Here is a 19379-nt window from a genome sequence, read left to right on the forward strand (position 1 = left end):
GGCCAGCAACTGACTGACCGTTCGTTCTGTAAAGGATGTCATGCCGTTCGACGCCGGTCAACCAGCGTGCGGCATCAGCCCCGGGTTACTACCGGCTCGCCTACCGGGGCATCCGGCATGGAGGCGGCGATGCGGTTCGCCTCCTCGATCAATGTCGCGACGATGTCGGCCTCCGGAACGGTCTTGATGACCTCACCCTTGACGAAGATCTGGCCCTTGCCGTTACCGGATGCGACGCCCAGGTCGGCCTCGCGAGCCTCACCGGGACCGTTCACCACGCAGCCCATCACGGCTACCCGCAGCGGAACGCTCATACCCTCCAGGCCCTTGGTGACCTGATCGGCGAGCGTGTAGACATCCACCTGGGCGCGCCCGCAGCTGGGGCAGGAGACGATCTCGAGCTTGCGCTCACGCAGGTTCAGCGATTGCAGGATCTGCAGGCCGACCTTGACCTCCTCGACCGGCGGAGCGCTCAGGGAGACCCGGATGGTGTCCCCGATCCCCTCCGAGAGCAGGATGCCGAAAGCGGTCGCCGACTTGATGGTGCCCTGGAACGCCGGCCCGGCCTCCGTGACGCCGAGGTGCAGCGGCCAGTCGCCGCGCTCGGCGAGCTGCCGGTACGCCTTCACCATGACGATCGGGTCGTTGTGCTTGACCGAGATCTTGAAGTCATGGAAGTCGTGCTCCTCGAACAGGCTCGCCTCCCAGACGGCGCTCTCAACGAGCGCCTCCGCCGTCGCCTTGCCGTACTTCTGCAGGAGCGACGGTTCCAGCGAACCGGCATTCACGCCGATGCGGATGCTCACCCCGGCGGCCTTCGCCGCCTTCGCGATCGCCCCGACCTGGTCATCGAACTTGCGGATGTTCCCCGGGTTGACCCGCACGGCGCCGACCCCGGCGTCGATCGCCGAGAACACGTAGCGCGGCTGGAAGTGGATGTCGGCGATCACCGGGATCTGGCTCTTCGCCGCGATGATGTGCAGCACGTCGGCGTCGTCCTGGTGCGGGACAGCGACACGCACGATGTCGCATCCGGATGCCGTCAGCTCGGCGATCTGCTGCAACGTGGCGTTGATGTTGGTGGTCTGCGTCGTCGTCATCGACTGCACGCTGATCTGGGAGTCGCTGCCGACGGCGACCTTGCCGACCATGATCTGGCGCGTCTTGCGACGGGGAGCCAGTACGGGAGGGGTTGTCGGGATACCTAAGTTGATTGCAGCCACGGTCCCAGCTTACTTCGCGGCGCTGGAGGGATTGCTGGACGGTCAGGCGATGTGGGCGTGGAACGCCTCCGCGAACGCGGTCGGGTGCTCGAGGTGCGGCGAGTGACCGCACTCGGCGAGTTCGACCTCGCGGTACTCCCCGCCGTTCGCCTGATAGCGGTCGAGCACCGCCCTCGTCTGCGCCTTCATCGGCTGCGGTGGCGCTACCTTTTCGCCGGGCCAGCCGGGGATGGCTCCGAGCTGACCCAGGTAGTTGAGGTCGAAGAACGAGGTGTCTGAGGCGATCGCGTCATCGGTGCCGTGGATCCACAGGATGGGTGGTTTCGCTGCGGCATCGGCAATGCGGGAAACGTTGAAGCGGGTGGGCGCCATGGTGTTGAGTACCCCGGAATTGCCGGGGGCGAACCCTGGCCAGCTTTCCGACGGAGTCGAGTTGCCCGGGTAGTTGCCGTCGCCGGTCTTCGTCGACAGCATCGACTGCACCCACACGTCCTCGAAGGGCAGGCTCTCGCCGTTCTTCACATACGCCGAACGAAGAACCGAACGGGGCGACGTCGGCTCGTCCGCCGAGGTGTCTCCTGCGGCCAGCCGCGCCACGAAGTCGGGGTTCGCCCCACCACCACCGGTTCCGGCGCCGTCGGCGGTGAGCATCCGCCCGTCCGGCCCGGTGGTGCCGCCGAATCCGTAAGGGGACACCGGCGCCACCAGGGTGAGGGTCGCGAACAGCTCCGGCCGGTCGAGCAGCAGCTGCATTGCGACGCCACCACCCATGCTCCAGCCGACCAGGTGTGCCGAGCGGATGCCCAGCTCGTCGAGCACGGACGCAACGTCGTCCGCGTAGTCGCCGAGGCCCCGCGCGGCATCCACCGGCAGCGTCTCGCTGTCACCGAAACCGCGAAGGTCCACGGCAAGCGCGCGAACATCATCCGGCAGCGCCAGCATGGTGGGCTGCCAGAACAGCGAGGACGACACGTTGCCGTGAATGAACAAGACAGTCTTCTGCAGCGCAGTCGACGGACGCTCCAGAACGGATGCCCGGAGGCGCGGGGTTCGCACCTCGTGCTGGGTGATCCCGTCGAAGATCGTGTCGGTCATGCGCTGAGGGCGACGGTCAGCGGCGGCTCGGTCGCTGCGATGACTTCCTCCACGGTCACTCCCGGAGCCAGCTCGGTGAGCACCAGTCCCTCAGGGGTGACGTCGATGACGGCCAGGTCGGTGATGATCCGGTCGACGACCCCCCTGCCGGTCAGCGGCAGCGAGCAGTCGTTCACGATCTTCGCCGAGCCGTCTTTGGCCACGTGCTCCATGAGGATGATGACCCGCCGGGCTCCGTGCACCAGGTCCATCGCGCCGCCCGGGCCCTTCACCATCTTTCCCGGGATCATCCAATTGGCCAGGTCGCCGGATGCCGACACCTGCATCGCGCCGAGGATGGCCGCGTCGATCTTGCCGCCGCGGATCATCCCGAAGCTCATTGATGAGTCGAAGAACGCCGAACCGGGAAGGACGGTGACCGTCTCCTTGCCCGCGTTGATCAGGTCGGGGTCCACCGCATCCTCTGTCGGGTATGGCCCGACTCCGAGGATGCCGTTCTCCGACTGCAGCACGACGGTCAGGTCGTCCGGAACGTAGTTGGGCACCAGGGTCGGAAGCCCGATGCCGAGGTTCACGTAGGAGCCGTCGGTGAGCTCAAGCGCCGCGCGGGCCGCCATCTCGTTTCGTGTCAAAGCCATGGTTACTTTCCTTCCCTGACCGTGCGGCGTTCGATGCGCTTCTCGATGTCGCTGCCGACCTCGACAACGCGGTGGACGTAGATCCCGGGAAGGTGCACCTGATCGGGGTCGATGGCGCCGGCGTCCACCAGCTCTTCGACCTGGGCGATGCAGACCTTGCCTGCCATGGCGGCCAGGGTCGCGAAGTTGCGCGTCGCCTTGTTGAACACCAGGTTGCCGTGGCGGTCGCCGCGAAGGGCGTGCACCAGGGCGAAGTCGGTGGTGATCGACGTCTCCAGCACGAAATCGTGCTCCTCGCCGCGGTACTCGTAACTGCGCACTTCCTTGGGTTCGGATGCCAGCGCAACGCCTCCTGATCCGTCGTACCGAACCGGCAGCCCGCCTTCCGCCATCTGCGTTCCCACTCCGGTCTGCGTGAAGAACGCAGCGATCCCGGAGCCTCCGGCCCTCAGCTTCTCGGCCAGCGTGCCCTGCGGGGTCAACTCGACCTCGAGCTCGCCAGACAGGAACTGCCGTTCGAACTCCTTGTTCTCCCCCACATAGGACGAAGTCATCTTGCGGATGCGACGCGCTGCCAGCAGCACGCCGAGGCCCCAGTCGTCGACACCGCAATTGTTGCTGACGATGCGCAAGTCTTCGGCGCCTTGTTCGAGCAGCGCGTTGATCAGCACCATCGGGTTCCCGGAGAGCCCGAATCCGCCTACCGCTATGGATGCTCCGGACGGGATGTCCGCTACCGCCTCCAGGGCCGAGCCAACCTCTTTGTTGATCGTCATTCATGCCTCCATGGTTCTGATGTGGGGTGCGGCTTTCGCATCGTCGCTCGGTTAGCGGGCCCGGGTGTCGGCGTCCTGTGTCGCCCGTGCCAGTGCATCCGTGACAAAGGTGCCGAGCTGGTCGGCTCCTCGCCTCGACATCACGATGGTGTAGTGATTGACGTCGGCGATGTCATAGGCGGTCAGGCTCGGTACGCGAGCCTCCCACTCTTCGACAGTACTCGCCGAGTAGAGCGCCTGTGGCTCATTGAGCAGGCCGCGGGGCGCCCGCAGGAAGCTGATGCGCACCGGGGTGGCCGCGAGCGCATCCGCGTATCCGACATCTCCGCTGAGCTGCAGGGTGTCTTCGAGCACCGCTTGGTAGCTGGCTGACGGGGACATTTCCGGGGCTGTGCCGCGCAGGTCGTAGTCGATGTAAGCCTCGATGGCGGGCGACCAGTCGGGGCTCAGTGCCGGATGATTGCGCCAGAAAGCGCGATACGCCTCCGGACTCTCGAAGGTCATCGACAGGCGTTCTGCTGCTGGCCCGATCAGCGCCTTCGGCAGGTCCTCAGCCGACACCCCGACTGGAGCGGGAATGGGAAGCCCGCCGTCGACCAGGATCACTTCTGACACGGTGGAGGGATAGCGCCGGGCGAGCGTCGACGCCACGAAGGCGCCCATCGAGTGGCCGAGCACGACGGTGCGTGCAACGCCGAGCTCGTCCAGCACGGCCTTCATGTCATCAGCGTGGGACGGCATGCCCCACGGGCCGGGAAGCTCACTGCTTCGGCCGCGCCCCCGAAGGTCCGGGGCGATGATGCGAAGGTGCGGCATGACCTCCGCCAGCGTCTGCCAGGCCTTGTGTGTCGCCGTGATGCCGTGGATGGCCAGGATGGCTGGGCCGGTGTCCGGCCCCCACAGGCCCACCGCGAGCATCCCGCCGCGAACCGGCACCTGCACCGTGCGATAGCTGATGTCCGTATTGCTCATCGTGCGCTCCATCCGCCGTCCATCATGTATGAGGCTCCGGTCACCATGCCGGCGTTATCGCCGCTCAACCACAGCACCAGGTCGGCGACCTCGCTGGGCTCCAACAGGCGCTTGATCGCGCTTTCGGTGAGCATCACCTTCTCGACCACTTCCGATTCGGGTATGCCGTGCAGCGCCGCCTGGTCGGCGATCTGCTTCTCGACCAGCGGGGTGCGAACGTAACCGGGGTTGACGCAATTGCTGGTCACGCCGTGCTCACCGCCTTCGAGCGCGGCGACCTTGGACAGCCCTTCCAAACCGTGCTTCGCCGCGACATAGGCGGACTTGAACTCGCTGGCCCGCACCCCGTGCACCGAACTGATGTTGACGATGCGGCCGAAGCGGTTGCGGTACATGTGCGGGAGCGCCGCGCGGACCAGCAGGAACGGCGCCTCGAGCATCAGCGTCATGATCAGATGGAACTTCGCCGGATCGAATTTCTCGATCGGGCTCACATGCTGGATTCCTGCGTTGTTGACCAGGATGTCCACGTCGAGTTCCAGGGACACGAGGGCGCTCGTGTCTGCCAGGTCCACCTGCCAGGCCTCCCCGCCGATCTCCGACGCCACCGACCTGGCAGCATCCCCGTCCAGGTCGGCGATCACGACGTGGGCCCCTGCCGCGGCTAGTGTGCGCGCGCAGGCGGCCCCGATGCCGCTGGCCGCACCGGTGACGAGCGCCTTCTTGCCGCTCAGATCGATTGTCATCGCCCAGTCTCCTCTTCCTGCCCGGCGGCTGAAGTCCCCAGCCCGCCCCGAATGAACCGCATCATCTCTTCGAGCACGGCCGGGGGGACCGCGCTGGTGCCGCTCGCCGACGGGTCACTTCCGTCGCCCTCGACGGATCCGTCACCCCACAGCACCCACCGCATGCCGATCATCTCGCCGATGCCCATCAGCATCCAGGCGGCGACGGTCGGGTCGATGCTGCTGATCTCGCCGGAATCCCTGGCCTTGCCGAGCGCCTCGATGTAGCCCTCCACGATGCGCGTGTAGTGCAATCGGAGCGCTCGTGGGGACACCCACTCCGCTTCGCGCACGATCCGGTAGAGGGCAGGATGCTCGGCGGTGAATTCGAAGAAGCCCAGGAACCCGAGGCGTTCGGCCTCCAGCCGGGTGGTTCCGCGGGACGCCGCCTCGGACATGGAGTGGCGCACCCGGCGGTTCAGGTCTTCGACCAGCTCCTCGAACACCTGCAGCTTGCTCTCGAAGTACAGGTAGAACGTGCCTTGCCCGACGCCGGCCTCTTCGGTGATGCGCACGATCGACGCCTCGGTATAGCCGAGCCGTGCGAAGACTGTCTCTGCTGCGGCAAGGATCTTCGCCCGGGTGGCGGTGCCCCTGGCGGTTCTGGGCGTGCGGTTCATCGGATGACCTCGTTCTCGGCCGGCTGCTCGGCGCTCCACCGCTGCAGTAGTTCGCGTCTCAGTACCTTTGCCGAGGATGATCGGGGAATCTCCGCGACGAAGCGGATGTACCTGGGCACCTTGAACCTGGCGAGTTGACTCTCACACCAGGCGATGAGTTCCTGCTCGTCGGTGGCGACACCTTTCCGCGCGACGATGTATGCCGCACCGGTTTCTCCCCACCGGTCGTCAGGAACACCGATGACGGCTGCGTCGGCGACGCCCGGGTGTGCGAACAACACCGACTCGACTTCGGCAGGGGCGACGCCCTCTCCACCCGAAATGAAGATGTCCTTGATGCGATCGACCACCTGGTAGTAGCCCTCGGCATCGCGGATCACCAGGTCGCCGGTGTGCAGCCATCCGCCTCGGAGCGCTGCGTCGGTGAGTTCGGGCTCACGGAAGTACCCGGCGAAGACACTCGGGCCGCGCACCAGGAGTTCACCCTCCGCTGCGCCATCCACGTGTTCCCCGGTGACCGGGTCGGCGACCGCGACCTCGACGTGCGGGTACGGCTTCCCGGCCAGGCCGATCTTGGTGCGGGCGTCCTCGTCCGGCAGGCAGAGCACGTTCGGGGAGGCCTCCGTGAGCCCGTATCCCTGGGTGAGGGCGACGCCGCGCGAGTGCCACGTGCGAAGCAACGGTTCCGGCATGGGTGCGCCGCCGACGACCGCGTGCTTGAGGCTGGTCAGGTCGGCAGCCTGGAAGGACGGATGCTCGGCGAGGAACAGGTAGTTGGCCGGCACGCCCATGGTGGTCGTGATCCGGCGTTCCTGGATGAGTTGCAGGATGCGACCGGGGTCGAAGGTGCGCTCCAGCACCACGGTCGCGCCGGTCCACCAGGCGAGCAGGGGTTGAACGTTCCAGCCGCCGACGTGGTACTGCGGCATGACAGCCAGGACAACGTCGACGCTGGTGATCTCGACCGTGCGCGACAACGCCAGGTTGGTCCAGAAGCAATTGGCGTGGGTCAGGATCGCGCCCTTGGGCCGATCGAGCGTTCCCGAGGTGAAGACGATGATCAGCGGGTCGTCATCCTGCACCGGGCGGCGGATGAGCGCGGCATCCAGTTTGCGGCTCGGTGCCGGCACGCTTCGCTCGATGCCGTGTGCTCCGGGGCTGGAGACCGCAAGGGTCTGGGGCAGCCTGCGGTAGGCGGCGCTTGCCAGGGAGGAGAACTCTTCCTCCACCAGCAGGAGGGCGGGGTCCGCGGTGTCCAGTTGTATCGCCAATTCGCGCGGCGAGAGGCGCCAGGACAGGGGAACGAGCACCAGTCCGGCCTTCGCACAGGCGAAGAACACCACGACGTGGTCTGAGCTGTTGCCGGTTACGGTTGCCACCCGGTCGCCTACCCCGTAACCGGCGTCGAGCAGGGCTGCGGCGAGCCGGGAGGCGCGCGCGTCGAGCTCGGCGTAGGTCACCACGACCCCGCGGTCGTCGACGGCGACCCGGCTGGGGGTTGCGAGCGCGCGGTCCGCCGTCCAGCGGCCCAGGGTGTGCAGGCCGTCGCTGCTGCTGTCGTACTGGGGCATCAGACGACCTCTTCCAGTGCATCACGGTCAGCCGTCGTGTTCCGGCGCGGGTTGCCGGCTCTCCTGGCCAGGCCGGCAAGACCTCCTGGGAGGAACAGAACGACCAGGATAAACAGGGTACCGAGGATGAACAGCGGCTCGGACAGCGGGATCCGCAGCACCGCGGGAAGCCCTTCGATGAAGTCGGAGCTGGCCAGCGTGGTCAGGCGCTGGTCGAGGATCGTGTAGACGATGCCGCCGACGACAGCGCCCCAGCGCGACCCGACCCCGCCGAGCACGACGATCACCAGGATGGTCAGCGTGAAGTCTGCCGACGTTGCTCGCGGTGTCGCCCCGCTCTGCAGCAGCATGTAGACCATTCCGACGAGCGCGGCGAGCGCTGATGCGATCACGAAGGTGATCAGTTTCACCACGAATGGGCGGATGCCGATCACGCGTACCCGCAATTCGTTCTCCCGGCTGGCGGTGACGACGTGGCCCGCCCTGGAACGTTCGAACCAGGTGACGATCAGGAACACGACGACGACGAGGACGAGCGCCACCCAGTAGAGGTTGCGGGTGTTGAGCACCCCGACGAGGAAGTCCGGAACGTTGTCGGTGTTGAGGGTCAATCCCTCCTCACCGCCGGTCACCTGCGGGTTGCGTCGCACCAGCACCGAGCCGGCCTGCGCGAATGCGAGAGTCACCATGGCGAACGAGATTCCGGTGACGCGAAGGCTGACCGCTCCGAGTAGGTATGCCACGATGACCACCCCGGCCAGGGTCAGCCCCATGGCGGGCACGAGGCCCAGGTCGGTGTTCTTCAGCAGGATTCCGAGGCCGTACGCGCCGGCAGCGAAGTAGAGGGCATGGCCGAACGACAGCAGGCCGGCTGTTCCGAAGAGCAGGTGGTAGCTGAGCGCGAGCGACGCGAACAGCAGGCTGAGCGCCAGGAGCTGCAGGGTGCCCGGCAGGTATGTCGGCCCTGGCAGCACTCCCGGTATCGACACGTTCAGGAACGGGATGATCGCGAACAGGGCAACCAGGGCACCACCGACGATCCAAGGGGTGTAGCGGCTTTCCATCAGCGTGCGGACCTTGTTCATGCTTTGCTCCCCAGTAGTCCGGAGGGTTTGATCAGCAGCACCACGGCGAGCAGCAGGACGACTACCAGGTCACCGGTTCCGGCGAGGTAGAAGTTGGCGAACTGCTGCAGGATGGCGACGACGACGGATGCGATGGCAGCCCCGGCGAGGGAGCCAAGACCACCGATCACGGTGACGATGAAGGCGAAGATCAGCAGCGATCCGCCGATGTGTGGTGAGACGTAGCCGAAGTAGTGCGACGCCAGCACACCGCCGAGCCCGGCTGCGGCACCACCGATGGCGAACATCAGCGTGAAGGCGCGGCGCACGTCGATGCCGAGGGCCGTCACCATCGAACGGTTCTCCACGCCGGCTCGGATGATGAGCCCGTACCTGGTGAACTTGAGGAACAGCACGAGCGCGAGCAGCACCAGGACCGCGGCGATGATGAGCACGAAGCGGTCGTTCGGTATGAGCGCCCCGAGCACGTTCGTGGTCTGCCCGAACCACTCGGGTCCGGTGACGTAGATGGGGTCGACTCCCCAGATGCCCTCGAACAGGGCGACGGTGGCGAGCGCGAGCCCGACCGTCACCAGCACCTGCTCGATGTGGCGCAGGTACAGGGGCCGGATGAGGAAGAACTCGGTCGCGGCGGCGATCAATGCGCCGACGATGGCTCCGACCGTGATCGAGACGAGGAAGCTCGCCCAGCTGCCGTCACCCATTCGGCGGGCGACCTCCCAGCCGGCGAAGGCGCCGAGGGTGAGGAAGGAGCCGTGGGCGAAGTTCAGCACGCCCATCAGTCCGTAGATGAGCGAGAGGCCGGATGCGACCAGGAAGTAGAGCGCTCCCAGGCCGAGTCCGGTGATCAGAAGAAGGATGACGGTGCTCATCGGGTGGCCTCGCCATCGGACCGCGCGCTGCGCGGATCGCTCGGTGTGGCATCCGCAGTGCTGGAGTGCACGCCGAGCAGTCTCCTGGTGAGTTCGTCGTCGTCCAGTAGTTCGCTGGCGAGCCCGGTGAACGCGACCCTGCCGCCTTCGATGACCACCACCGTGCTTGCAAGCTGCCGCACCACCTGGAGATTCTGTTCCACCAGCAGGATCGGTGCCGTTTCGGCCGCTTTCGCCAGGGCGACTGCTACGTCCTGAACGATGAGCGGGGCGAGGCCCTTGGTCGGTTCATCGACCAGCAGAAGCCGGTTCGCATTGAGCAGCGCCCTGGCCAGGGAGACCATCTGCTGCTGTCCGCCGGAGAGCGTGCCTGCGGCCTGTGCCGCGCGCTGGGTGAGGTCGGGGAAGAGTTCGGCGACAAGCGCGCGCCCGGGCGCGCCGTCCCGCTCCGCCAGGCGGAGATTCTCAGCCACGGTCAGCTTGGAGAAGACCTCCCGGTCTTCAGGGACGTAGCCGACACCGCGCCTGACGATCCGGTGAGTCGGCTCGGAATCTATGCGGTCGCCCGCGAAGTGCACCATCCCCTTGCGCTCGATGAGGCCGAGGATGGCCTTGATCGTCGACGTCTTGCCGACGCCGTTCCTCCCGAGGAGTGCGGTTACGCCGATGGCTGGCACTTCGAAGCTCACATCTTCAACCACCTGCTGACCGGCGACCCGGGCGCTCAGGTTCTTCACGCTCAGGATGGGCGCGGTGGTGCTCATACGGTCTCCCCCAGGTAAGCGCTCTGCACGGCCGGGTTGGCCATGATGGCGCTCGGTGTGTCGATGGCCAGCAGCTGGCCGTGGTGCATGACGGCGACCCGGTCGACCAGGCCGAGCACGACATCCATGTGGTGTTCGACCATGAGTACCGTTCGACCGGACCGGTGCACCTGGCGGATGACCGCCACCAGCCCCGGCACGTCAGCCGAACCGACGCCGGCCATCGGCTCGTCGAGCAGGATCACCTGAGGCTCCGTTGCCAGCAGCATCGCGATCTCCAACTTGCGCTTGTCGCCGTGCGAGAGAACGCCGGCATCGGTGGCGTGGTGGTGGGCGAGCCCCACCTCATCGAGCCGCTCCCTGGCAACGCGGGTGGCATCATCCGTCGATCGCGGGAAGCGGATGACAGACACCTCGTTGCCGAGGGCGACCTGCGCCGCCAGTCTCACGTTCTCCAGCGCGCTGAGCGCCGGGAACAGGCTGGAGGTCTGGAAGGTGCGGCCCAGGCCAGCCCGTGCGCGCCGGTGGATCGGTTCGGCGGTGACATCCCTGCCCTGCAGCTTCACGGTGCCCTCTGTGGGGATGAGCACTCCGGAAATCAGGTTGAACAGGGTTGTCTTGCCTGCCCCATTGGGGCCGATCACTCCGAGCAGCTCGCCTTGCGTCACGGCGATCGACACGTCATCCATGATGCGTGCGCCACCGATCTGCAGTCCGAGATGGTCGACGGCGAGCACGGGCTGGTTGGTCATTGCCTATTCCTAGCTGAGGTGATTACTTGACAATGGCCGGCGCCACGGTTTCGGCGTCGACTACCTCGACCAGTTCAGGCTTCCAGGTGTCACCGTCGGCGACAAGCTTTGCCTGGTACATCGGCTGGATCATGGCGTGGTCTTCCGCCCGGATGGTGGTCTCACCCTTGGGCCCGGTGAAGCTCCAGCCCTCGAGCGATTCGATCATCTTGTCGACATCCTCGCCGCCGCCCTCTGAGATGGCACGCACGATCATGAGCGCCGCGTTGAAGCCGTCCGGTGAGAACAGGTCGGCCTGGTGACCGTTCGCCTCGAGGTACTCGATCATCGCCTGGTTCTCGGCGTTGTCGCTGGCGCCTGCGAAGTAGTGGTTGAGGAAGCTGATCTTGTCGCTGGCCTCACCGTAGGCTCCGAAAGTGGAGATGTCGCCGAGTCCGGTCACTACCGGCATGGCATCGAAGACGCCCTGCTGCGACAGCGACTGCCACATTGCACCGGATGTTGCGCCAGCCCAGGCGACGAACACCAGGTCCGCGTCGGACTGCAGCACCTGCTGGGCGAACGGGGTGAATTCCGTCGCGTCCTCCGGAACCAGCACGCTGGAAACAGTCGCGCCCTTGGCACCGAGAACGGCGTCAACACCGGCGACGTTGCCCTGCCCGAATGCGTTGTCCTGGGCGAAGACGACGATGTTCTTGCCGGACGGGTCGCCGACGAACGTTCCGGCAGTTGCCACATCCTGCTGGGTCTGGCGGCCGGAACGGAAGGTGTACTCATTGATGCCGGTGATGGCATCCGCTGCCGCCGGCCCTGAGATGTAGAGAATCTTGTTCTGCTCCGCCTGCTCGGCGACCGCGAGCGCGATGCCGGACGATGCCGTGCCCGCGATGATCTTGAAACCCTGGCCGATGTAGTCCTTGACCAGGCTGACGGCCTTGTCGGCGTCGCCGGCGTCATCCGCCCGCTCGATGTTCAGTTCGCGGCCGTCGACCTCTCCGGTGCCCTCTGTTGCGTAGTCGAGGCCGGCTTCGAAGCCGTTGATGTAGGCCTCGCCGTAGGCGGCGAGTGGTCCGCTCTGCGAGTAGACCATGGCGATGTTGACTGGGGCGAGGTCGTCGGTGATTGCTTCGGGGGTGGTCGGGGCGCAGCCGGCCAGCGCAATGCCGGCCGTCGCGATGATTGCCGGTATCAGGTACTTCTTTGTAGCCCTCATGGAGGTAGCCTTTCCTGCTGTCATTGAAGGAGTCGGTGCTAACCTGACAGTTGATTCAGGTTTCAGTAAAGATAGGTCCGCTAGGGCGGTACTGTCAAATAGGTTCACTAGAATTGCCGTGGATCACAGGCAAAGGAGCTCACCATGTCGAACGACGTAGTCATTGTCGCAGCAGCGCGAACCCCCCAGGGGCGAATCCTCGGGCAATTGGCACCCCTCTCCGCAGTGCAGCTGGGAGCCATCGCCATTTCGGGCGCGCTCGAGCGCTCCGGTGTGGCCGCGGGCGAGGTGCAGGCGGTCATCATGGGCCACGTGCTGCAGGCCGGCGCCGGGCAGAACCCCGCCAGGCAGGCTTCGATCGCGGCCGGCATCGGCTGGAATGTGCCGACGGTCACCATCAACAAGGTGTGCCTGTCCGGGCTCGCGGCCGTCATCGACGCTGCCCGCATGATCCGCGGCGGTGAAGCGGATGTCGTGGTGGCCGGCGGTATGGAGTCGATGACCAATGCGCCGCACGTGCTTCCCGGCTCACGCAAGGGCTGGAACTATGGAGCCATCTCCGCCGTCGACTCCGTCGCGCACGACGGACTGACGGATGCCTTCGACAACGAGTCGATGGGAAGCTCAACAGAGAAGTACAACGAGAAGCTCTCCATCAGCCGCACCGAGCAGGACGAGGTGGCGGCGGCGTCGCACCAGCGCGCCGCGAAGGCGATCGCGGACGGCGTGTTCGACGCCGAGATCGCCCCCGTGGAGATCACCGACCGGAAGGGCGACAAGACGACCATCACGGCGGACGAGGGCATCCGGGCCGAGAGCACCGTCGACACGCTCGCGAAGCTGCGCCCGGCGTTCAGCCCGGACGGTGCGATCACGGCAGGAAACTCGTCGCCGCTCAGCGACGGCGCATCGGCGCTGGTCCTGACCAGCCGTGACTACGCCGAGAAGAACGGGCTCACCATTCTCGCGGTGGTGGAGGCGTCAGGCCAGGTTGCGGGGCCGGACAACTCGCTGCACTCGCAGCCGTCGAACGCGATCAACTCCGCGCTGACCCGAGCCGGCTGGTCGGTGTCCGACCTCGACTTCATCGAGATCAACGAGGCCTTCGCCTCCGTCGCCATCCAGTCGACCAGGGATTTGGGCGTCTCCCACGACCTGGTCAACATTCATGGTGGTGCGATCGCCATCGGGCACCCGATCGGGGCATCCGGTGCCCGCCTGGCCGTTCACGCGGCGCACGAACTCGCCCGGCGAGGTTCGGGTCGTGCAGCCGTCGCACTCTGCGGCGGTGGAGGCCAGGGCGAGGCGCTCCTGCTCTCCCTCTAGCTCAAGCTGCAGGTTGAGGGGCGCGAGCTCGTCGAGATCCAACGATGACGGCCTCTGTCGTCGATGACGGTGTTTCAACTCGCGTCATCGACGACAAAGGCCGTCATCGTCAGCGTGCAGTGGTGGAGGGTGGGACGTTTTCGGCTTAGCCGGACATGAACAGGGGTAATAGCCTGATTCACCGGCAAGGAGAGCCCATGGACAGCAAACGCGACGATCTCGATGCGCTACTCGCGCTCAGCGCGGACAGCAGCGTTGACGAGGATCCGGCCCTTGCAGTCCGGGTGCGGGAAATGGCGCTCGGCGTTGAAGCCGAGCAGCGGAAGCGCACTGAACTTCCGTTCTGGAGGAGGCGACGCGTTATTCTCGCCGCTGCTGGCATCCTGGCTCTGGGAACCACGGCTGGAACGGTGATCCCGCAGTTGAACCTGGACGGCTGGACTTCGGACGGCGTACCGATCGAGGCGGATGCCGTCATTCCGATCAACTATCAGACGGCTTCCGGGGTGGTCGTCTCCTGCAGCTACGCCATTGCTGTCCCGCCGCAGGACAACCCGGGCGACGTAGCGGAACTCAGTGCGTTCCTCGGTGAACACGACTGGACCGGCATAGGACAGGAGATCTATGAGGAGGCGGTCCGCAATCCCTTCGTCCCGGGCCCGAATGACCACGGTTTCGAGAATGCGTCGCAAGAAGTCTTCGACTCCTTCTCGTACCGCAGCGCCGAGTCCAGGGTCATCTACGGGGAGATTCCCGAAGAATTGACGCCAGCCGGTACCTCCAGCGCCGGGACGAGCGACTGCACGGGCCAGTTGAGGTGAGTGCCTCGTCGAGTCAGGAGACAATAATTCACGCCACTGTGGCGCGCACGGCGCCCAGAACCAGTGCCGAGCGAGTCACCGCAGCTGTCGAACTGAACGCCACGGCCCTACTTCGATTCTTCTCACGGCGGGTCGAGCAGCCGGAAGATGCCGCCGACCTGCTCGGCGAGACGCTGCTTGCTGTCTGGCGGCGCGCCAGGTCGATCCCGGGCGATGACGCAGGTGCGCGAATGTGGATGTACGGCATAGCCAACAACGTGCTCGCCAATCACCGGCGCAGCCGGGTGCGTCAATTCGCGCTTGCCGACAAGCTCCGATCCGACCTAGCCCACCGCGTGGGCGGAGGAGATGGTCAAGCGGGCGGCGCTGAGGCTGATCTCCTTGAGCACGTCCGCGGACTGATCGCAGACCTCGACCCGAGAGAGCGTGACCTGGTGTCGCTTGTGCACTGGGAGGGGTTCAGCATCATCGAGGCCGCCAAGATCTTGCAACTCAACCCCTCGACCGCACGAACCAGATATTCGCGAGCACGAGCACGACTCAGAGACGCGCTTCGCGAATCAGGAGACGTGGGGTAGCGAGGCAGTCGAGCTCTTCGAGCCCAAACGATGACGGCCTTTGTCGTCGATGACGGTGTTTCAACTCGCGTCATCGACGACAAAGGCCGTCATCATCGAGCGGGAATCCAGAGACGCGGGGTAGCAGGAATGCGCCGCGACTACAGGATGCTGATCGGCTTCACGATGTCGGCGTAGATGAGCAGCAGGCTCATGCCGCCAAGCAGGATCACCACCGTGAACGTCAGCGGGATCAGCTTCGCCGCATCTACGGGTCCAGGGTCGCGCCGCTTGAACAGTTTGGCGAAGAAGCGCCGGATCCCCTCCCACAGCGCCCCGGCGACATGGCCACCGTCGAGTGGCATGAGCGGGATGAGGTTGAACACGAGCAGCGCGATGTTGACCGATCCGATGAGCCCGATCAGGTAACTGGCCCGTTCGGCGATCGGAATCGTGTCGATGCTCGAGATCTCGCCGGCGATGCGGCCGACACCGACCACGCTGAGCGGACCGTTCGGGTCGCGTTCCTCCGGCCCGAAGGCCGCCTCCGCCACGTCGATCAGCCGCTGCGGCAGGTTCAGGATGATGTTGAAAACCGATGCAATGTTGTCACCGACCGCAGGCAGCACCGCCGTCACCGGCTGGGGCGCAAGCTCCCAGGCGCCGGTGATCCCGAGCATGCCGACTTCTTCGGTGACCGGGTCTCCCGCAGCATCCGTCTTGATTCCGCCGTCATCGGCCGCGACGTAGCGCTCGGTGAGGAACGGCGTCGCGGTCAGGGTCTCCTGGGAGCCATCGCGCTCCACGACGATGGTCAGCGGCTGGCCTGGAGAGGTGCGGATGAATTCGGTTGCCTGCTCCCACGAGGTCACCTCCGCGCCGTTCACCCTGAGCAGGGTGTCCCCCGGCTTGAGTCCGGCTTCCGCTCCCGGCGCCATGGGGTCGCCCGGTGCGCACTCCTGCCGCTCGCTGGTCGCAGGCAGAAGGCACTCGTTGACGCTCCCCACCGTGGTGCTCACCTGCTGCACGCCGAACCCGCAGAGCACGACGGCGAACAGAACGACCGCGATGACGAGGTTCATGAATGGCCCGCCGAGCATGATGACGACGCGCTTCCAGATGGGGAGGCGGTAGAAGGTCCGCTCCTCCTCGCCCGCCAGGATGGTCTCTGCATTGGCGGAACGCGCATCCTGCACCAGGGTCTGGAAGAACCCGGTGCTCGCCGTCCTGCCGTTGCCGCCTGAGTCGACCGGAGGGTACATGCCGGCCATCGAGATGTAGCCGCCCAGCGGGATCGCCTTCACGCCGTACTCGGTCTCACCGCGCTTCTTCGACCACAGTGTCGGCCCGAACCCGACCATGTACTGCCCGACCCGCACTCCGAAGAGCTTCGCCGGAACCAGGTGCCCCACCTCGTGCAGCGCGATCGACACCGCGAGGCCGACGAAGACGACCAGGATGCCGAAGATATAGAGCAGGGCCGTTTCCACCTGCACAGACTACCTTCGGCTCGCTCGGAACTTGCTGCCAGGCGGCGCGGCGATTCGAGTGCGACGCCGTGACCGGCGCGTAACGGCGCACGCAGAAGACCGCGCGGGCACGATCCAGCGAGGGTGGGTAACCTGAAAGGACAACATCGTGAGGTGCGAATGACCGGAACAGATGTAGACAACCTGATCGGCAGCCTGCTGGCGGGACGTTTCAGGATCTCGGCCCTCCTCGGCCGGGGCGGTATGGCAACGGTGTACCTTGCCGACGACGAGGCGTTGGGGCGAGCGGTGGCCGTCAAGGTATTCCGCCGCGACCTGGCCGACGGGGACGACCTGCAAAGACAGAACGATGAGATCCAGCTGCTGGCGGCGCTCAACCATCCGAGCCTGGTCACCCTGTTCGATGCGTCGACCGATGAAACCGGAAACGCCTTTCTGGTGATGGAGCTGGTCGACGGCACGGACCTTCATTCACGCCTGCGCGAAGGCGCGCTCGAGCGCGTGCTGGTGGCGACCATCGGCGCGAACCTGGCGGACGCCCTCGTCTATGTGCACGCCAACGGGGTGATCCACCGAGACATCAAGCCGGGAAACATCCTGCTTCCCGATCCTGATGCCGACCACAGCGGCCCGAGCGCGAAGCTCGCCGACTTCGGAATTGCACGGATCGTCGACGGCGCCCGGCTGACTGCCACCGGGAAGATCCTCGGCACCGCCACGTACTTCTCTCCAGAGCAGGCGCTCGGCGATCCGCTCACTCCGGCGAGCGACGTTTACTCTCTCGGTCTGGTGCTGCTCGAGTGCCTGACCGGCGAGAAGGCCTTTGCCGGGTCCGCCGTCGAGTCGATGATGGCGCGGCTCGCGCGCGACCCTGAGGTGCCGGCCGAACTGGGCGACAGCTGGGTCGGCCTGCTGAAGGGGATGACCCACCGGGCACCGGAAGCCCGCCCCACCGCGCGCGATGTTGCCGGCGTGCTCGGACGCCTCGCCGACACCGGTGCGCCGACCGAGGTTTTCGCGGCGACGGATGCTCCGACGAAGGCATACGCCCCGGTGGAGGACCCGCTCATGCCGAAGATGGCGAAGAACCCGCTGCCGCGCCGCCCGCGGCGCCGCACGGTGCTGATCGTGGCAGCGGTCGTCGCAGCCCTGCTGCTGGTGTGGCCGGCCACCCTCGCCGTCTCGTCGATGTTCCCGCCGACCGAACCTGACACCGGGGTCGAGTACCCGCCCGTGGACGGCACGCTGGGTACCCACCTAGAACAACTGCAGAGGAGCGTTGAACCATGACGCCCACCACGATGCTGCGCGGAATGCTGACAGCCGTCGTTTTCGTGGTCGCCGTCGCGCTGACCGGATGCGCGCCGCAGCAGTCCGGCTACGGCGCGGACACGGCAGAGCTCCTGCAGGGTGAGGTGCTTGAAATCTCGGAGCTGTCGGCAGGCTCCGACTTTGCGGCGGCGTTGCTCGCACTGAGCGAACTGGAGGTGTCGCTGAAGGATGCGCGTGCGCGTGGGTTGCTCACCGAGGAACGCTTTGAGAGCATCACGGCCGCCCTGGCACTGGTGAAGGCCGACCTCGAAGCTGCGATTGCGGCTCAGGCGCCGCCCCCGGCCCCTGAACCAGAGCCTGAGGAGGGCGGCGACGGTGGCGACGACGAGGGCGAGGGCAATAGCGGTAAGGGGAATGGAGACAAGGGCAAGGGCAACGACAACGGAGACGACGACTGACCCGGTTGTCAGTTGCCGGCAATGATCCGGTCCGCCGTCTCCCGCGCCCAGCGTTCGGCTTCAATGATCCCCGGAAGGCTGACGTCGCCTCCGTCGTGGGCGTCCACCACTTCTGCGACGGTGTCGACGATGCCCAGGTAGCCGACGCCGCCGGCGTGGAACGCCTTCACAGCCTGCTCGTTCGCGGCGTTGAACACGGCAGGGTAGGTCCCGCCAGCGCGACCGACGGCCTTGGCCAGCTCGACCGAAGGGAAGGCCGCAGCATCCAACGGCTCGAAGGTCCAGCTGTGCGACGCCGTCCAGTCCAGCGGTCGCCCGACCCCGGCCACCCGGTTCGGCCAGTCGAGTCCGAGAGAGATGGGCAGGCGCATGTCGGGCGGCGACGCCTGTGCGATGGTGGACCCGTCGACGAACTCCACCATGGAGTGCACGACGGATTGCGGATGCACCGTGACCTCGATGCGGTCGTATGGCACGTCGAAGAGCAGGTGCGCCTCGATCACCTCGAGCCCCTTGTTCACCAGGGTTGCCGAGTTGGTGGTGATCACCAGCCCCATGTCCCAGGTCGGGTGGGCGAGGGCCTCACGAGGGGTGACGTCGATGAGGCTCTCGCGGCTCCTGCCCCGGAACGGGCCACCGGATGCGGTCAGTATCAGGCGGCGAACCTCGGCTTCCGTGCCGCTGCGTAGTGCCTGCGCGATCGCCGAGTGCTCCGAGTCGACCGGCACGAGCTGGCCCGGGGCCGCCGCACGTTTCACCAGGTCCCCGCCACAGATCAGGCTCTCCTTGTTGGCGAGCGCCAGCGTGGCATCCGTCGCCAATACGGCCAGGGTGCAGCCCAGGCCGATCGACCCCGTGATGGCGTTGAGCACGACGTCGGCCTGTACCGAGCTGACCAGTCGTTCGGACTCCCCCGCCCCGATGGCCGTGTCGGCCACACCGAACGCGGCGGCCTGCTCGGCCAGCAACTCCCGGTTGGAGCCGGCGCTGAGGCCGACCACCTCGAAACGATCGCGGTTTGCGCCGATCACGTCGAGCGCCTGCACGCCGATCGACCCGGTGGAGCCGAGGATGATGACGCGTCGCACG

The 19379-nt window shown here is 66.2% G+C and carries 20 protein-coding genes; 5 read left to right on the forward strand and 15 right to left on the reverse strand.

The genetic code is table 11. From position 1 onward, the window contains the following. Positions 1-74 precede the first annotated feature (74 nt). Genes ispG through ACX3O0_RS07885 form a run of 13 tightly spaced genes read right to left on the reverse strand, consistent with a single transcriptional unit; the run spans position 75 to position 12366 of the window. Positions 75-1223 carry a flavodoxin-dependent (E)-4-hydroxy-3-methylbut-2-enyl-diphosphate synthase gene (gene ispG, locus ACX3O0_RS07825; RefSeq protein ID WP_459093557.1) on the reverse strand — a complete coding sequence of 383 codons (1149 nt, stop codon included), beginning with the start codon at positions 1221-1223 and terminating at the stop codon, positions 75-77. A gap of 42 nt (positions 1224-1265) precedes the next feature. Then, the gene (locus tag ACX3O0_RS07830; protein ID WP_459107353.1) at positions 1266-2318 is read right to left on the reverse strand and encodes an alpha/beta fold hydrolase; all 1053 of its coding nucleotides are present in this window, start codon (positions 2316-2318) and stop codon (positions 1266-1268) included. Further along, a complete protein-coding gene (locus ACX3O0_RS07835) occupies positions 2315-2956 on the reverse strand; it encodes a CoA transferase subunit B (protein ID WP_459107354.1) in 642 nt (213 codons plus the stop codon). Before ACX3O0_RS07835 ends, ACX3O0_RS07830 begins: the two co-directional genes overlap by 4 nt. 2 nt (positions 2957-2958) lie before the next feature. Next, on the reverse strand, positions 2959-3732 hold the full coding sequence (locus ACX3O0_RS07840) for a CoA transferase subunit A (RefSeq protein ID WP_459093554.1): 774 nt from the start codon (positions 3730-3732) through the stop codon (positions 2959-2961). Positions 3733-3783: 51 nt separating this feature from the next. Continuing rightward, the gene (locus ACX3O0_RS07845; RefSeq protein ID WP_459107355.1) at positions 3784-4704 is read right to left on the reverse strand and encodes an alpha/beta fold hydrolase; all 921 of its coding nucleotides are present in this window, start codon (positions 4702-4704) and stop codon (positions 3784-3786) included. Next, positions 4701-5450, reverse strand: coding sequence for a 3-hydroxybutyrate dehydrogenase (locus ACX3O0_RS07850; RefSeq protein WP_459107356.1), 750 nt, complete (start codon positions 5448-5450; stop codon positions 4701-4703). Before ACX3O0_RS07850 ends, ACX3O0_RS07845 begins: the two co-directional genes overlap by 4 nt. Continuing rightward, positions 5447-6109: a TetR/AcrR family transcriptional regulator gene (locus ACX3O0_RS07855; RefSeq protein WP_459093551.1), complete on the reverse strand. Its 663-nt coding sequence runs from the start codon at positions 6107-6109 to the stop codon at positions 5447-5449. Before ACX3O0_RS07855 ends, ACX3O0_RS07850 begins: the two co-directional genes overlap by 4 nt. Further along, positions 6106-7680, reverse strand: a complete 1575-nt coding sequence (locus tag ACX3O0_RS07860; RefSeq protein WP_459107357.1) for an AMP-binding protein — start codon at positions 7678-7680, stop codon at positions 6106-6108. The genes ACX3O0_RS07855 and ACX3O0_RS07860 overlap by 4 nt, the downstream gene beginning before the upstream one ends. Further along, on the reverse strand, positions 7680-8765 hold the full coding sequence (locus ACX3O0_RS07865; protein WP_459093549.1) for a branched-chain amino acid ABC transporter permease: 1086 nt from the start codon (positions 8763-8765) through the stop codon (positions 7680-7682). Before ACX3O0_RS07865 ends, ACX3O0_RS07860 begins: the two co-directional genes overlap by 1 nt. Then, positions 8762-9637 carry a branched-chain amino acid ABC transporter permease gene (locus ACX3O0_RS07870; RefSeq protein WP_459107358.1) on the reverse strand — a complete coding sequence of 292 codons (876 nt, stop codon included), beginning with the start codon at positions 9635-9637 and terminating at the stop codon, positions 8762-8764. Before ACX3O0_RS07870 ends, ACX3O0_RS07865 begins: the two co-directional genes overlap by 4 nt. Further along, on the reverse strand, positions 9634-10401 hold the full coding sequence (locus ACX3O0_RS07875; protein ID WP_459107359.1) for an ABC transporter ATP-binding protein: 768 nt from the start codon (positions 10399-10401) through the stop codon (positions 9634-9636). Before ACX3O0_RS07875 ends, ACX3O0_RS07870 begins: the two co-directional genes overlap by 4 nt. Further along, positions 10398-11153 carry an ABC transporter ATP-binding protein gene (locus tag ACX3O0_RS07880; RefSeq protein ID WP_459107360.1) on the reverse strand — a complete coding sequence of 252 codons (756 nt, stop codon included), beginning with the start codon at positions 11151-11153 and terminating at the stop codon, positions 10398-10400. The genes ACX3O0_RS07875 and ACX3O0_RS07880 overlap by 4 nt, the downstream gene beginning before the upstream one ends. 22 nt (positions 11154-11175) lie before the next feature. Further along, a complete protein-coding gene (locus ACX3O0_RS07885; protein ID WP_459107361.1) occupies positions 11176-12366 on the reverse strand; it encodes a substrate-binding domain-containing protein in 1191 nt (396 codons plus the stop codon). 144 nt (positions 12367-12510) lie between these two features. Between ACX3O0_RS07885 and ACX3O0_RS07890 the strand changes: the two genes are divergently transcribed. From ACX3O0_RS07890 to ACX3O0_RS07900, 3 genes are all read left to right on the forward strand, one after another. Then, a complete protein-coding gene (locus ACX3O0_RS07890; protein ID WP_459107362.1) occupies positions 12511-13692 on the forward strand; it encodes an acetyl-CoA C-acetyltransferase in 1182 nt (393 codons plus the stop codon). A 197-nt stretch (positions 13693-13889) separates the two neighbouring features. Further along, entirely contained in the window at positions 13890-14513 is a 624-nt protein-coding gene (locus ACX3O0_RS07895; protein ID WP_459107363.1) for a hypothetical protein, read from the forward strand. Positions 14514-14551: 38 nt separating this feature from the next. Beyond that, positions 14552-15091, forward strand: a complete 540-nt coding sequence (locus ACX3O0_RS07900) for an RNA polymerase sigma factor (protein ID WP_459093542.1) — start codon at positions 14552-14554, stop codon at positions 15089-15091. A gap of 140 nt (positions 15092-15231) precedes the next feature. Here the strand turns inward: ACX3O0_RS07900 and ACX3O0_RS07905 are convergent, their stop codons facing one another. Beyond that, entirely contained in the window at positions 15232-16560 is a 1329-nt protein-coding gene (locus tag ACX3O0_RS07905) for a M50 family metallopeptidase (RefSeq protein WP_459107364.1), read from the reverse strand. Positions 16561-16719: 159 nt separating this feature from the next. Here ACX3O0_RS07905 and ACX3O0_RS07910 point away from each other — a divergent pair, with 159 nt between their 5' ends. Further along, on the forward strand, positions 16720-17850 hold the full coding sequence (locus ACX3O0_RS07910; protein ID WP_459107365.1) for a serine/threonine-protein kinase: 1131 nt from the start codon (positions 16720-16722) through the stop codon (positions 17848-17850). Further along, positions 17847-18290, forward strand: coding sequence for a hypothetical protein (locus ACX3O0_RS07915; protein ID WP_459107366.1), 444 nt, complete (start codon positions 17847-17849; stop codon positions 18288-18290). Before ACX3O0_RS07910 ends, ACX3O0_RS07915 begins: the two co-directional genes overlap by 4 nt. 8 nt (positions 18291-18298) lie before the next feature. On the opposite strand, the gene ACX3O0_RS07920 is transcribed toward ACX3O0_RS07915, so the two are convergent. Next, positions 18299-19378, reverse strand: a complete 1080-nt coding sequence (locus ACX3O0_RS07920; protein ID WP_459107367.1) for a 1-deoxy-D-xylulose-5-phosphate reductoisomerase — start codon at positions 19376-19378, stop codon at positions 18299-18301. Position 19379 lies beyond the last annotated feature (1 nt).

It is taken from the genome of Homoserinimonas sp. A447, assembly GCF_054489325.1.